At 67.4% G+C, this 11,941-nt stretch carries 13 protein-coding genes; 10 read left to right on the forward strand and 3 right to left on the reverse strand.

All coding sequences use genetic code 11. The annotated features are described in order from the left end of the window. Positions 1–32: 32 nt before the first annotated feature. A complete protein-coding gene (locus BJQ94_RS08630; RefSeq protein WP_265398607.1) occupies positions 33–407 on the reverse strand; it encodes a DUF4870 domain-containing protein in 375 nt (124 codons plus the stop codon). Positions 408–502: 95 nt separating this feature from the next. Then, entirely contained in the window at positions 503–904 is a 402-nt protein-coding gene (locus BJQ94_RS08635) for a DUF4870 domain-containing protein (RefSeq protein WP_265398608.1), read from the reverse strand. 177 nt (positions 905–1,081) lie between these two features. Between BJQ94_RS08635 and hrcA the strand changes: the two genes are divergently transcribed. From hrcA to BJQ94_RS08680, 9 genes are all read left to right on the forward strand, one after another. Beyond that, positions 1,082–2,101, forward strand: coding sequence for a heat-inducible transcriptional repressor HrcA (gene hrcA / locus BJQ94_RS08640; protein ID WP_265398609.1), 1,020 nt, complete (start codon positions 1,082–1,084; stop codon positions 2,099–2,101). Between the two features lie 59 nt (positions 2,102–2,160). After that, positions 2,161–3,270 (forward strand): molecular chaperone DnaJ, encoded by a 1,110-nt coding sequence (gene dnaJ, locus BJQ94_RS08645; RefSeq protein WP_265398610.1) that lies wholly within the window; start codon positions 2,161–2,163, stop codon positions 3,268–3,270. A gap of 14 nt (positions 3,271–3,284) precedes the next feature. Beyond that, the gene (locus tag BJQ94_RS08650; protein ID WP_265398611.1) at positions 3,285–4,028 is read left to right on the forward strand and encodes a 16S rRNA (uracil(1498)-N(3))-methyltransferase; all 744 of its coding nucleotides are present in this window, start codon (positions 3,285–3,287) and stop codon (positions 4,026–4,028) included. Positions 4,029–4,047: 19 nt separating this feature from the next. Then, complete coding sequence (locus BJQ94_RS08655; RefSeq protein WP_265398612.1) at positions 4,048–4,410, forward strand: HIT domain-containing protein; 363 nt, start codon at positions 4,048–4,050, stop codon at positions 4,408–4,410. 37 nt (positions 4,411–4,447) lie between these two features. Continuing rightward, a complete protein-coding gene (locus tag BJQ94_RS08660; RefSeq protein ID WP_265398617.1) occupies positions 4,448–5,461 on the forward strand; it encodes a PhoH family protein in 1,014 nt (337 codons plus the stop codon). After that, positions 5,458–5,925: an rRNA maturation RNase YbeY gene (ybeY, locus tag BJQ94_RS08665; protein ID WP_220604299.1), complete on the forward strand. Its 468-nt coding sequence runs from the start codon at positions 5,458–5,460 to the stop codon at positions 5,923–5,925. Before BJQ94_RS08660 ends, ybeY begins: the two co-directional genes overlap by 4 nt. Then, the gene (locus BJQ94_RS08670) at positions 5,922–7,244 is read left to right on the forward strand and encodes a hemolysin family protein (protein ID WP_265398613.1); all 1,323 of its coding nucleotides are present in this window, start codon (positions 5,922–5,924) and stop codon (positions 7,242–7,244) included. Before ybeY ends, BJQ94_RS08670 begins: the two co-directional genes overlap by 4 nt. Beyond that, positions 7,234–8,136 (forward strand): GTPase Era, encoded by a 903-nt coding sequence (gene era, locus BJQ94_RS08675; protein WP_265398614.1) that lies wholly within the window; start codon positions 7,234–7,236, stop codon positions 8,134–8,136. The genes BJQ94_RS08670 and era overlap by 11 nt, the downstream gene beginning before the upstream one ends. A gap of 461 nt (positions 8,137–8,597) precedes the next feature. Continuing rightward, entirely contained in the window at positions 8,598–10,328 is a 1,731-nt protein-coding gene (locus BJQ94_RS08680) for an HNH endonuclease signature motif containing protein (protein ID WP_275875589.1), read from the forward strand. Positions 10,329–10,436: 108 nt separating this feature from the next. On the opposite strand, the gene BJQ94_RS08685 is transcribed toward BJQ94_RS08680, so the two are convergent. After that, on the reverse strand, positions 10,437–10,856 hold the full coding sequence (locus BJQ94_RS08685; protein ID WP_265401155.1) for a PPOX class F420-dependent oxidoreductase: 420 nt from the start codon (positions 10,854–10,856) through the stop codon (positions 10,437–10,439). A gap of 135 nt (positions 10,857–10,991) precedes the next feature. Here BJQ94_RS08685 and BJQ94_RS08690 point away from each other — a divergent pair, with 135 nt between their 5' ends. Beyond that, positions 10,992–11,861, forward strand: a complete 870-nt coding sequence (locus tag BJQ94_RS08690) for a 2-dehydropantoate 2-reductase (protein WP_265401154.1) — start codon at positions 10,992–10,994, stop codon at positions 11,859–11,861. The last annotated feature ends 80 nt before the right edge of the window (positions 11,862–11,941 follow it).

The following is an 11,941-nucleotide window of genomic DNA, read 5'->3' on the forward strand; positions in this document are numbered from 1 at the left end:
CCTCACGGTTCGCGGGTTGGGGTGACTCGTGACTAGCTGACGAATTTGATCGTCAGCGGGTAGGTGTACCACTCGCCCTTGTTCGCCGCGATCGCGGCCATGATGCTGAAGACGATGCTGAGGATCCAGGCGGCGGCCAGGATGAGGAAGCCGACGAGGATCACGGTGAGGATCGATCCCACCAGGTAGGCGATGGCCAGGGTGATCTGGAAGTTCAGGGCCGTCGCGGTGTGCGCGCGGATGAACGGGCCGCGGTCCTTGAGCACGATGTAGCCGATCAGCGCGGGCAGGAAGCCGAAGATGATGCCGCCGATGTGGATCAGGGTGGCCCACAGCTTCTCGTCGGCGGGGCTCAGCTGACTCGGTGCCTGGTACGGGGTGGCGGGGGGAGGGGTTGCCTCAGACATTGGATCTCCTTCGTGGACACTCGGGGGGAACAGGGATTATGCGGGTGTCGCTGTCACCAGAATAGCGCCGCTCGCCCCCGCCGGCAGTGTGCAAACTAGCTGATCAGACGCAGGGCGAACGGGTAGCGGTACGGCCGCCCGGTGCGCGCGCTGAGGAAGCCGAGAACAGAGAAGATCGAGCCGACCAGCCAAAGCACCCAGGTCAGCGAGCCGAGCCCGGACAACAGGCCGAAGGTGATCAGGCCCAGGATCGTGGAGACGATATTGATGGCGACATAGCCGATCAGGAGTGTGATCTGGAAGTTCAGGGCCTCCTTGGCCTCCCCGTCAGTGAACTGCCCCCTGGCGCGGAAGACCAACCAGATGATGAGGGAGGGCAGGAACGAGAGGATGCCGCCCAGGTGGGCGAGGGACGCCCAGGTGCGGTCCTGCTCCGCCGTCAGCGGAGCCCCGGTGGCGGGGCCGTTCGGTTGCCCAGGACCGTTGGGATAGCTCATGACAATGCCCTTCCACGTGCGGTGATTGCGTGCGGTGATGATGCGTGTGACCCCACGGTACTGCGCGAATTCGTCCGCGGGCAACGGGTATCCCAGGTGCCCGCGTTATGATTGGCAGTCATACGAAGAGAGTGCCAGCCGTCGGCGGCACAACCGGGAGAGGGAGGCGATCGTCTAGTGGTGTCAGATCGCAGCCTCGAAGTGCTCCGCGTCATCGTGCAGGACTACGTGGCGTCCCGCGAGCCCGTCGGCTCCAAGTCGATCGTCGACCGCCATGCATTCGGCGTGTCGGCCGCCACGATCCGCAACGACATGGCCTTGCTCGAAGAGGAAGAACTCATCGTCGCGCCGCACACGTCGTCCGGGCGTATCCCCACCGACAAGGGCTACAGATTGTTCGTCGACCACCTGGCCGACCTGCGCCCCCTCACGGGCGCGCAGCGGCAGGCGATCGAGGTCTTCCTCGGCCAGTCGGCCGACCTCGACGAGGTCCTCGCCCGCAGCGTGCGGCTGCTCTCCCAGCTCACCCACCAGGTGGCCCTCGTTCAGTACCCCTCACTGTCGCGCGCCACTGTGCGCCACATCGAACTGGTGCCGCTCAGCGACACCCGCGTGCTGTCGGTGCTGATCACCGACTCCGGCCGGGTGGAACAGCGCGTAGTGGAATTGCCCCGCCCGATCGCTGAGGCGGCCCTGGCCGAACTGCGTTCCCGGCTCAACGCCGTCGTCGGCGGCCTCGGCATGGCCGCGGCCGCGACGGCGCTGAGCGGGCCGACCGGCCTCGGCGCGCCGGAGCAGACCGACCTCGTCGACCTCATCACCGGCACCCTGCGCGATCAGGTCGGGGCCAACCGCCAGGACCGATTGGTCATGGCCGGGGCGGCGAACCTCGTGCGCACGGAGGAAGACTTCACCGGCAGCATCTACCCGGTGCTCGAGGCCATCGAGGAGCAGGTCGTGCTGTTGCGCCTGTTCGGCGAGATGGCCACGGACCAGCACGGCGTCTCTGTGAGCATCGGCCGCGAGAACGCGCCGTTCGGCCTGGGTGAAACCTCCGTGCTGACCAGCGGCTATACCTCGCGCGGAGACGCCGCCCGCCTGGGCGTTCTCGGCCCGACCCGCATGGACTATTCCAACAACATGGCGGCCGTGCGCGCCGTCGCCCGGTACCTCTCCCGCCTGCTCGGCGAGAACTGACCGCTCCAGCTCACTTTCGACACGAATTCCCAACCCCAGAACCCCGAGGAGAGCCAGCTTTGGCTGACCACTACGAAGCACTCGGCGTCGCGCGCGACGCCACCACAGACGAGATCAAGAAGGCCTACCGCCGGCTTGCCCGTCAGCTGCACCCCGATGTGAACCCCGGCGCTGAGGCGTCGGAGCGGTTCAAGACCGTCACGCACGCCTATGACGTACTCTCGGACCCGAAGCAGCGCCAGAACTACGACCGCGGCGGCGACGGCCGCTCCAACCAGGGTGGCGGCTTCGATGCCGGCAACTTCGGCGACATCTTCGAGACCTTCTTCGGCGGCGGAGGCGGCGGCTCTCGCGGTCCCCGGTCCCGTCGCGAACGCGGGCAGGACGCCCTCATCCGGGTCGAACTCGACCTCGACGAGGTCATCTTCGGCACCCACCGCGACATCGAGGTGGACACCGCGATCGTCTGCGCCACCTGCTCCGGCACCTGTTGCCAGCCCGGCACCTCCCCGGTCACCTGCGATATCTGCCACGGCACCGGCAGCATCCAGCGCGCCGTGCGGTCGCTGCTCGGCAACGTCATGACCTCCAGCCCCTGCGGTTCGTGCCGTGGCTACGGCACCATCATCGCCACCCCGTGCATCACCTGCCAGGGCCAGGGGCGCGTGCGTGCGCGCCGCACGGTTCCCGTCGACATCCCCGCCGGCGTCGACACTGGCCTACGCCTGCAGATGCCCGGCAGCGGCGAAGCCGGACCTGCCGGCGGACCCAACGGCGACCTGTACCTCGAAATGAAGGTGCGCCACCACGACGTCTTCAGCCGCGACGGCGACGACCTGCTCTGCACCCTGTCGGTGCCGATGACCGACGCGATCCTCGGGGCCACGGCCACGGTCGCGGCTCTGGACGGCGACATCGAGGTCGAGTTGCGCCCCGGCGTTCAGGCCGGCGAGATCCTCACCGTCAAGGACCGCGGCGTCACGCGCCTGCGCGGCAACGGCCGCGGCGACCTGCGGGTCGGCGTGCAGGTACTCACCCCCACCAAGCTCGACCACAAGGAACGCGAACTCATCGAAGCGTTCGCGGCCAGGCACAAGGTGCCAGCGCCGGCGCTCAGCCACTTCCAGCAGGGCCTGTTCGCGAAGCTCCGCGACCGGTTCCTGGGCTGATCCGGCCCACCTCCATGGCGCATTTCTTCCTGTCCGAAACCCTCGGCACGCTGGGCGACCCCGCCGTTGGCGCCATGGTGAGCGTCACCGGCGCCGAGGCCAAGCACGCTGTCACGGTCAGTCGGGTGCGGCCGGGGGAGACCCTGCTGCTTGGCGACGGCGCCGGCCTCATGCTCGACGTCACGGTGCTCACGGCAGCTCCGGCCGAACTCACCGTGCGGGTCGACGGGGTCCGGCGCAGCTCTCCCGCCGCGCCACGGATCGTCCTCGTGCAGGCCCTGGCCAAGGGCGACCGCGACGAACTCGCCGTGCAGGCTGCCACCGAGCTGGGTATCGACGGGGTTGTGCCGTGGGCGGCGAGCCGTTCGGTGGCGCGCTGGGAGGGTGTGAAGATCGCCAAGGGTCAGGCCCGCTGGGCGGCCATCGTGCGGGAGGCCAGCAAGCAGTCGATCCGGCCGTGGCTGCCAGAGGTCTCCCCGCTGACCACCACGAAGCAGTTGGCCGCGCTGGCCGCGACCACTCGGATGCTGTTGCTCGAGCCGACCGCGTTCGCCCGGCTCACCACGATTACCGCGCCAACGGACGACCGCGACATCGTGCTCGTCGTGGGCCCTGAGGGCGGCATCGCCCCCTCCGAACTCGACATTCTCGAGAACGCCGGCGCCAGCCGGGTGCGCCTGGGCGACACCGTCCTGCGCACGTCAACGGCCGGCCCGGCCGCCGTCGCCATCCTGAACGCAACCCTCGGCCGCTGGTAGTTCCGCTTAAGATAGAGATATGGCTTCCCCCGCTGCAGAACCCACGATCTTCAGCCGTATCGTCGCGCGCGAAATTCCCGCGACCATCGTGGCGGAAACCGATCACGTGATCGCGTTCAACGACATCCACCCGCAAGCGCCCGTGCATGTCGTGGTGACCACCAAGACGCAGCTCTATCGCAACGTCGGTGAGCTCGCCGCGGGCGACCCGGCCCTGCTGGCCGAGCTGATCGCCGTGGCCGGCAGAGTCGCCGACGAGCACTGCTCGGGCGAATACCGCCTCGTCTTCAACACCGGCGCGTCCGCCGGACAGACTGTCTTCCACGTGCACGCCCACGTCCTCGGCGGCGGCCTCGAGGAGGGCACGCTTGGTGGCCAATGAGTCCGTTGTACGCAAGCTGCTGGTCGACGGTGTCGCCATGGTGCGGCTGCTCGGCCCGCAGGACCGGTTCCTCAGCACCATCGAAAAGGAGTACCCGGCCGTCACCGTGCACGTGCGCGGCAACGAGGTCACCCTCACCGGGCCGGTCGCCGGTGTCGGCGCCGTCGTGCGGTTGATCGAGGAGCTCGAGCTGCTGCTGCGCACCGGCGCCGACCTGGGCGAGGCCGAGGTCAGCACCTCGGCCAGGATGCTGGACGCCGACAGTTCGTCGAGCCCGTCCACGGTGCTCGGCCAGGCCATTCTCACTTCGCGCGGTCTCACGGTGCGTCCCAAGACCCTGGGCCAGAGCGACTACGTCAATGCGATCGATGAGAACGCCATCGTCTTCGGCATCGGTCCGGCCGGCACCGGCAAGACCTACCTGGCCATGGCCAAGGCCGTGCAGGCGCTGCAACGCAAGGAGGTCGACCGGATCATCCTCACTCGTCCGGCCGTCGAGGCCGGCGAGAGGCTCGGCTTTCTGCCCGGCACCCTTACCGACAAGATCGACCCCTACCTGCGCCCGCTCTACGACGCGCTCTTCGAGATGATGGACCCCGAGCTGGTGCCCAAGCTGTTGGCCGCAGGCACCATCGAGGTTGCCCCGCTCGCCTACATGCGCGGCCGCACCCTCAACTCGGCGTTCATCGTGCTCGACGAGGCCCAGAACACGACGCCGGAGCAGATGAAGATGTTCCTCACCCGGCTGGGATTCGGTTCGCAGATGGTCGTCACCGGCGACATCACCCAGGTCGACCTCCCGGCCGGAGCCAGCGGGCTCCGCCTCGTCACCCGCGTGCTCGACGGCATCGACGACATCGCCTTCGTGCGATTGACCAGCGCCGACGTCGTGCGCCACAGCCTTGTCGGACGCATCGTCGATGCGTACACCGAATACGACGCGCAGAAGCAGGCCCAACGCTACGAAAGCGAACAGGCCCGCGACTTCGCCGCCCGCGCTCCGCACCAGGGGAATCCGCGCGATCGCACCCCGAAACGGAGATCCAGTTGAGCATCGAAATCAACAACGAGTCGGCCATCCCGGTCGACGAAGCCGCCATCCTCCGGCTGGCCGCCTTCGCCCTCGACGCCATGCACGTGCACGCAGACGCCGAACTGGCGATCGTGCTCGTCGACGAGGGCGCCATGGAACAGCTGCACGTGCAGTGGATGGACGAACCTGGCCCCACCGACGTGCTGAGCTTCCCGATGGACGAACTGCGCCCGGGCACCGAGGACGCGCAGACCCCGCCAGGCCTGCTCGGCGACATCGTGCTCTGCCCCCAGGTGGCGCAGGGCCAGGCCGAGACTGCGGGGCACAGCACCCTCGACGAACTGCTGCTGCTCACCACCCACGGCGTGCTGCACCTGCTGGGCTTCGACCACGCCGAGCCCGAAGAAGAGAAGGAGATGTTCGGCATCCAGCGCGACATCCTGATCGGCTTCGCCATGCAGGAACGACGCCGCACCACATGATCGTCGGGTGGTTCCTCACGGCCGCCATCCTGCTCGTCGCGTTCGGCGGGCTGATGGCCGCCGTCGACTCCTCAATCACATCCCAGTCCCGGGCCGACATCGCCGAACTCGCCGTGACGAGCCGGGCGAAGCGGTCTCTCCGCGCCATCTCCGCCGACACCGGCGCTCACCTCAACGCCATCAACTTCGTCCGGATTATCGCGGAGACCACCGCCGCGGTGCTCGTCACCCTGGTGTTCGCCACGACGATCGAACAGATCTGGCTGGCGCTGCTGCTGTCGGCGCTGCTCATGACGGCGGTCTCGTTCGTGCTCGTCGGGGCCAGCCCCCGCAGCGTGGGCCGCGCCCACCCGAAAACCCTGCTGGTGCTCACGGCCGTGCTCGTGCACTTCCTCAGGGTGCTGCTCGGACCGGTGGCCAACGCCCTCGTCGCACTCGGCAACAGGGTGACGCCCGGTCGCAGTCGGCTCGCCACCTTTACTTCGGAGGACCAGCTTCTGAGCATGGTCGATGAGGCGACGGAACTGGACGTGATCGAGGAAGACGACCGCGAGCTCATCCACTCGATCTTCGAGTTCAGCGAGACCGTGGTGCGTGAGGTGATGATCCCGCGCACCGATATGGTCACCATCGACGCCGACGCAACTGTCGGCGCGGCGATGGGCCTGTTCCTCAGCAAGGGCTACTCCAGGGTCCCCGTGGTCGATGGCGAAGTCGACGACGTCATCGGGGTACTCTACCTGCGCGACGTAGCCAGGCTCGTCTACGAACGCCCCCGCAACCTGGAGACGCTCCGAGTGCGGGAACTGGCCAAGCCGGCGCAGTTCGTGCCCGAGTCCAAGAAGGCCGACGCCCTGCTCCGCCAGATGCAGCTGGAATCCAACCACCTCGCCATGGTCGTCGACGAGTACGGCGGAATCGCCGGACTCGTGACCCTGGAGGACCTGATCGAGGAACTCGTCGGCGACATCTCCGACGAATACGATCGCGACGTCGTCGAGATCGAAGACCTGGGTTCAGGCCGCTTCCGGGTGAGTGCCCGGCTGCCCGTCGACGAACTCGGCGAACTCTTCGACCTCGACCTCGACGACGACGAGGTGGACTCGGTCGGCGGACTGCTGGCCAAGGCCCTCGGTAGGTTGCCGGTGGCCGGGTCCGAAGCCAGAACCAGCGGATTGATCCTCACCGCAGAGCGCACTGAGGGTCGCCGCAAACGAATCAGCACAGTGCTGGTCGAACCAGACAAGGCGTTGAGAGACGCCCAGTCCGCATTCCTGGGAATGCCGGACGCAGAAGGAGCACACGGCCATGACAAGTGAACCTGATTTCCGGGCGGGGTTCGTCTCCTTCGTCGGACGACCCAATGTGGGCAAGTCCACGCTGACGAACGCCCTGGTGGGGGAGAAGGTCGCCATCACGTCGTCGAAGCCGCAGACCACCCGCCGCGCCATCCGCGGCATCGTGCACCAGAAGAACGGCCAGCTGATCCTGGTCGATACCCCCGGCATCCACCGGCCCCGCACCCTGCTCGGCGAGCGGCTGAACAGCCTGGTGCAGTCCACCCTGAGCGGCGTCGACGTGGTGGGCCTCTGCATTCCGGCGAATGAACCGATCGGGCCGGGCGACAAGTTCATCAACGAACAGCTCGACAACTTCCCGCGCGCCAAGAAGGTCGCCATCGTCACGAAGATCGACATGTCGTCCAAGACCAGCGTGGCCAACCAGCTCCTCGCGGTGTCGCAGCTGCGCGACTGGGAGGCCATCGTGCCGATCTCCGCGACCAGCCGCATCCAGCTCGACGTGCTCAGCAGCGAACTGCTGCGCCTGCTGCCGCTCAGCGACGCGCCGCTGTACCCGGCGGATGCCGTCACCGACGAGAGCCTGGAATCCAGGATCTCCGAGTACATCCGTGAGGCCGCCCTCGAGGGTGTGACCGACGAGCTGCCGCACTCGATCGCCGTCACGATCGACGACATCATCGAGCGTGACGACCAGGAGCTCGTGGAGATCTACGCGAACCTGTTCGTGGAACGGGACAGCCAGAAGGGCATCATCATCGGCAAGTCGGGCAGCCGGCTCAAGGATGTCGGCATGCGCGCCCGCAAGCAGATCGAACCGCTCATCGGCAAGCGAGTGTTCCTGTCGTTGCGGGTGAAGGTCGCCAAGGAATGGCAGCGCGACCCGAAGCAGCTCGGCCGCCTCGGCTTCTAGCCAGTAGACCCCGCCCCGATGTGGCCCCGCGCCACGTCGGTCGGTCGAGCCTGTGCAGACCCCGCGACCCGGCCTCCAGAGCGCCGGCATGCGATGGTCGAGCTTGTCGAGACCCCGTAACCCGGCCTCAAAACGCGCCCATCCGTTGGTCGAGCCTGTCGAGACCCCGCTACTCGGCCTCGAGAACGCACCCCGCGCTGGTCGAGCCTGTCGAGACCCGGCGACCCGGCCTCAGAGCAGCTGGGTATTAGTCGAAGTCACGTTCTGAGGAGATAGTGACTTTATGAGGAGATAGTGAGTTTATGAGGACGGAATCGGCCATAACGTCCTAATTTGCGGCCTATTTCCTATTAAACGTGCGTCGCCCTCCGCTGGGTCCAGCCGGATAAATCCGCGAGATTGCCCTGTGGATAACATGAGATATCCTCGCATTAGCCTCTCATTCGTGGGAGAATGAAGGTATGGACGAAGACCTGGCAGGTGGTTCCACAGCAGCAGCGGGAGACACTCCCGGTGCGGATGCGCCGTGTGATTGGAACACGAGCCTTGCCGGCCCGGCCCGGGTTGCGCCGGCTGGCACGCCCGCTGGCGGCGGGGCCCGCCGCGCCCCGGGCGACAAGCGGCCGCAGTGGCGGGACCCGTCCGAGCTGCCTGGAGTGCAGAGGGTGCTGGCCGGGGCGTTCGGCGAGAAGTTGAAGGCCATTGATGGGCTTGCTCGGCAGTTCCAAGACCTGATGGAGTCCATCGACGTGGAGGGTTTGAGCGACCCTGAGGTGGTGGCGCTTACTCAGATGGTGGAGCGCACCGGCCGGCCGGTGGACGCGGCCCGGGTGGCGACGGCGACCGTGGTGGGGTACCGGTCGCGGCGGTTCCTGGGCACCGACTCCCTGGCGTGGAGGTTGGGCTGCTCGCACGCGAACGACCTCCTCACCCGGTTGACGGGCGCGTCGGTGCCGGAGATGAAGCGGCGGGTAGCGCTGGGCGACAAGGTCTGCCCGCGGGTGCTCGGCGACAGGGTGTTGGAGCCAGTGTTCCCGGTGGTCACTGCGGCACTGCAGGCGGGTGAGCTGGGTGTTGATGCGGCGGAGATCATTGTGAAGGGTCTGGCCGACTACACGGTTCATGGCCGGTTTGATGCGAACCAGGATGACGTGCACGGCTGTGAAGCGGCCCTGGTCGAAAGTGCAACCGGGTCGGTGTTCGGCCGCATTCCCGGCCCCGGCGACGACCCGGATGGCAGCGACTCCGACGCGGTGTTCACCGGCCCGGTGGCACGACTGGGCGACTCGGACGGGTCCGTCTACTCCGTCGATTCTCTGCACGCCATGGCCCTGCAGTGGCAAGCGTTCCTCAACCCCGACGGCGCCGCCCCCAACGAAGCAGTCCTCGAAGCGAAGTCGACGTTCTCCTTCGGCACACTCACCAACGGCCTCCACCCCCTGCGCGGCGCGGTGACGCCGGAACTGAAAGGCATCATGCAGGGCGTGTTCAACACCTTCCAGTCCGCCCGCTCCGCCCCCGCGTTCCCCTCCGCGGAGGACCAGCAGCGCATCGAGGCCGGTGAACTCGTGCCCGGTGAGGTCATCGACGAGCGCACCGGCGGGGAAAAGCGCGCCGACATCCTCCGCGGGATCCTCACCCAGGTCGCCCAAGACCCCCACACCCCGACCATGGGCGGCATGCCGCCCACGGTGATGGTTCACGTGAGCGCCACGGACCTCCTCGCCGGGGTCGGGGTGGGGTGGATCGACGGGGTGGAGGGGCCGATCTCGATGACCACGATCAACCAGATGATCGACAACGGCGGGTACCGGCCGATCTTCTTCGGCGGCAACGGCGCCGTCCTCGCCCTCGGCGACAAAGTACGCTGCTTCACAGCGCTGCAGCGCAAGGCCATCACGGCCCGCGATGGTGGCTGCGTCATCCCGGGCTGTGACTGCCCGCCGCAGTGGACCGAAGTCCACCATGTGACGTCCTGGCAGGACGGCGGGCCCACCGATGTCTCCAACGGGGTGCTGCTGTGTTGGTACCACCACCACACCCTCAGCACCGGTGGGTGGCAGATCCGGATGGTTTTGGGCATGCCCGAGGTCAAGGCACCAGCCTGGCTCGACCCGAGCCGCACCTGGCGGAAACTCAACCAGCATCGGGCGCATGACCCGCGGTCGCGGAGACCACCACACACCGAGTGATCCGAGTGACCAGCACGTCACGGGGTCTACTTCGACAGGCTCAGCACGGCGTCGACAAGCTCGACCAGCGAAGTGGGCGCGACCAGCGGGATGGGGCCTGTCTAGTGGTCAGCCCGCCGGCGTGCTTCCAGTGTTGATTCGCAGCAGCACGCGCTGCTTCGAGCCGGAGCGGCCGAGGCGTTCGATGAACAGGAAGATCCGGTATTCAGCGCGGTACTTCCTGCCGAACACCTGCGTGAGCAGGGCACGACTCCGATCGTCGTCGACGATGATTGCGTTCGCTTCCACCACGACGGCGCCATCCCGCACCGACCCGGTTCGGGAACACGGACGCAGCTGCACCCGAGAGTCGTTGCGCAGGCGCTTGACCTTGCCGCTCTCCTTCGGGGTCGTGACGATCAAGTCAGCACCATCGGCGGCGATCCACACCGGGGTGGACACGGGTTCGCCCGTGCGGCGGAAGGTGGTGAGAGAGACGAATCGTTCGTCGGCGAGGCCCGCGAGGGCAGCAGCGGTGGAATCGGGCATTCCCACACCCTAAGCCCGCCAGGTGGCTGTGCAGCGTTTTCTGGCACAAGGCGGTCTTTGTGACAATAGAGTCGGGCCCGGTCAATCCGAGTCCAGGAGCCACAGGCGAGGGAGCCACCATGTCGCAGGTCACAAATGTCTGAGCCGGTCATCGCCATCGTGGGGGCCGGCGCCGTCGGCGGTCTGATCGGCGCACTGCTGCACCGTGCCGGTCATGAGGTCGTGGCCGTCGCCAGGCCGGAGACCGCCCGCGCCATCGCCGCGCACGGTCTCACCATCCACAGCCGGCACTTCGACGACGGAGTGGAGATGCTGACGGCGGTGACAGAGATCCCGGTCGGCGCCAATGTCATCCTCGCCACCAAGGCGTTCGCGCTGCCCGCTGTGAGCGGCTCACTCGCGCGTGCGCAGCCCGGTGAGGTGTTCTCCCTGCTGAACGGAATCGAACACCTGGAGTCGCTCCACGGCAACGTGCCTGGATCCCTCGTGGCCGGCGCCTCGGTCGCCGTGGAATCGACGAGGCTCAGCCCCACCGAGATCGACCACCGCAGCCCGTTCCTTAGACTCACCGTGCCAGGCCACGCCGCCGATTCCGCCATCACCGCAGCCTGGCGTGAGGCCGGACTGGACGTGACGGTGGGCGGCACCGACGAGGAGGTGCTCTGGGCCAAACTGCGCTTCCTCGCCCCAATGGCCCTGCTCACCTCGCACTGGCGATTGCCGATCGGCGCCGCCCTCGAACGTGACGCTGCACTGACAGCCGCGCTCCTGGCCGAAGTGGCCCAGGTGGCGAGCGTGGACGGTGTGCCCACGGACGCCGCTCAGCTGGCCGGATCCCTCGCCGGCCTGCCGCCGGCCATGCGCTCGTCGCTGCAGAACGACCTAGACACTGGCGGGCCCAACGAGCTCGACGCGATCGGCGGAGCTCTGTTGCGCAGAGCCCGTCGCCACGGGATCCCCGCGCCTCGACTTCATCAGCTGATGGCGGATCTGGGCGCCCGCTGAGCTCCAACTGACGATGGCCCGTGAGCCAGCCGATGATCGTGCCGGGCTGGCCTGAAACCTCGTTCAGAACGCTCTGTTCG

The organism is Cryobacterium sp. SO2 (assembly GCF_026151165.2).
Lineage (GTDB): Bacteria > Actinomycetota > Actinomycetes > Actinomycetales > Microbacteriaceae > Cryobacterium.

What these genes read in the sequence shown, in the direction of transcription:
- BJQ94_RS08630 (WP_265398607.1), bottom strand. Translation starts at nt 407, where the DNA reads ATGTCTGAGGCAACCCCTCCCCCCGCCACCCCGTACCAGGCACCGAGT.
- BJQ94_RS08635 (WP_265398608.1), bottom strand. Translation starts at nt 904, where the DNA reads ATGAGCTATCCCAACGGTCCTGGGCAACCGAACGGCCCCGCCACCGGG.
- BJQ94_RS08650 (WP_265398611.1), top strand. Translation starts at nt 3,285, where the DNA reads ATGGCGCATTTCTTCCTGTCCGAAACCCTCGGCACGCTGGGCGACCCC.
- BJQ94_RS08655 (WP_265398612.1), top strand. Translation starts at nt 4,048, where the DNA reads ATGGCTTCCCCCGCTGCAGAACCCACGATCTTCAGCCGTATCGTCGCG.
- BJQ94_RS08660 (WP_265398617.1), top strand. Translation starts at nt 4,448, where the DNA reads ATGGTGCGGCTGCTCGGCCCGCAGGACCGGTTCCTCAGCACCATCGAA.
- BJQ94_RS08670 (WP_265398613.1), top strand. Translation starts at nt 5,922, where the DNA reads ATGATCGTCGGGTGGTTCCTCACGGCCGCCATCCTGCTCGTCGCGTTC.
- era (WP_265398614.1), top strand. Translation starts at nt 7,234, where the DNA reads ATGACAAGTGAACCTGATTTCCGGGCGGGGTTCGTCTCCTTCGTCGGA.
- BJQ94_RS08680 (WP_275875589.1), top strand. Translation starts at nt 8,598, where the DNA reads ATGGACGAAGACCTGGCAGGTGGTTCCACAGCAGCAGCGGGAGACACT.
- BJQ94_RS08685 (WP_265401155.1), bottom strand. Translation starts at nt 10,856, where the DNA reads ATGCCCGATTCCACCGCTGCTGCCCTCGCGGGCCTCGCCGACGAACGA.
- BJQ94_RS08690 (WP_265401154.1), top strand. Translation starts at nt 10,992, where the DNA reads ATGTCTGAGCCGGTCATCGCCATCGTGGGGGCCGGCGCCGTCGGCGGT.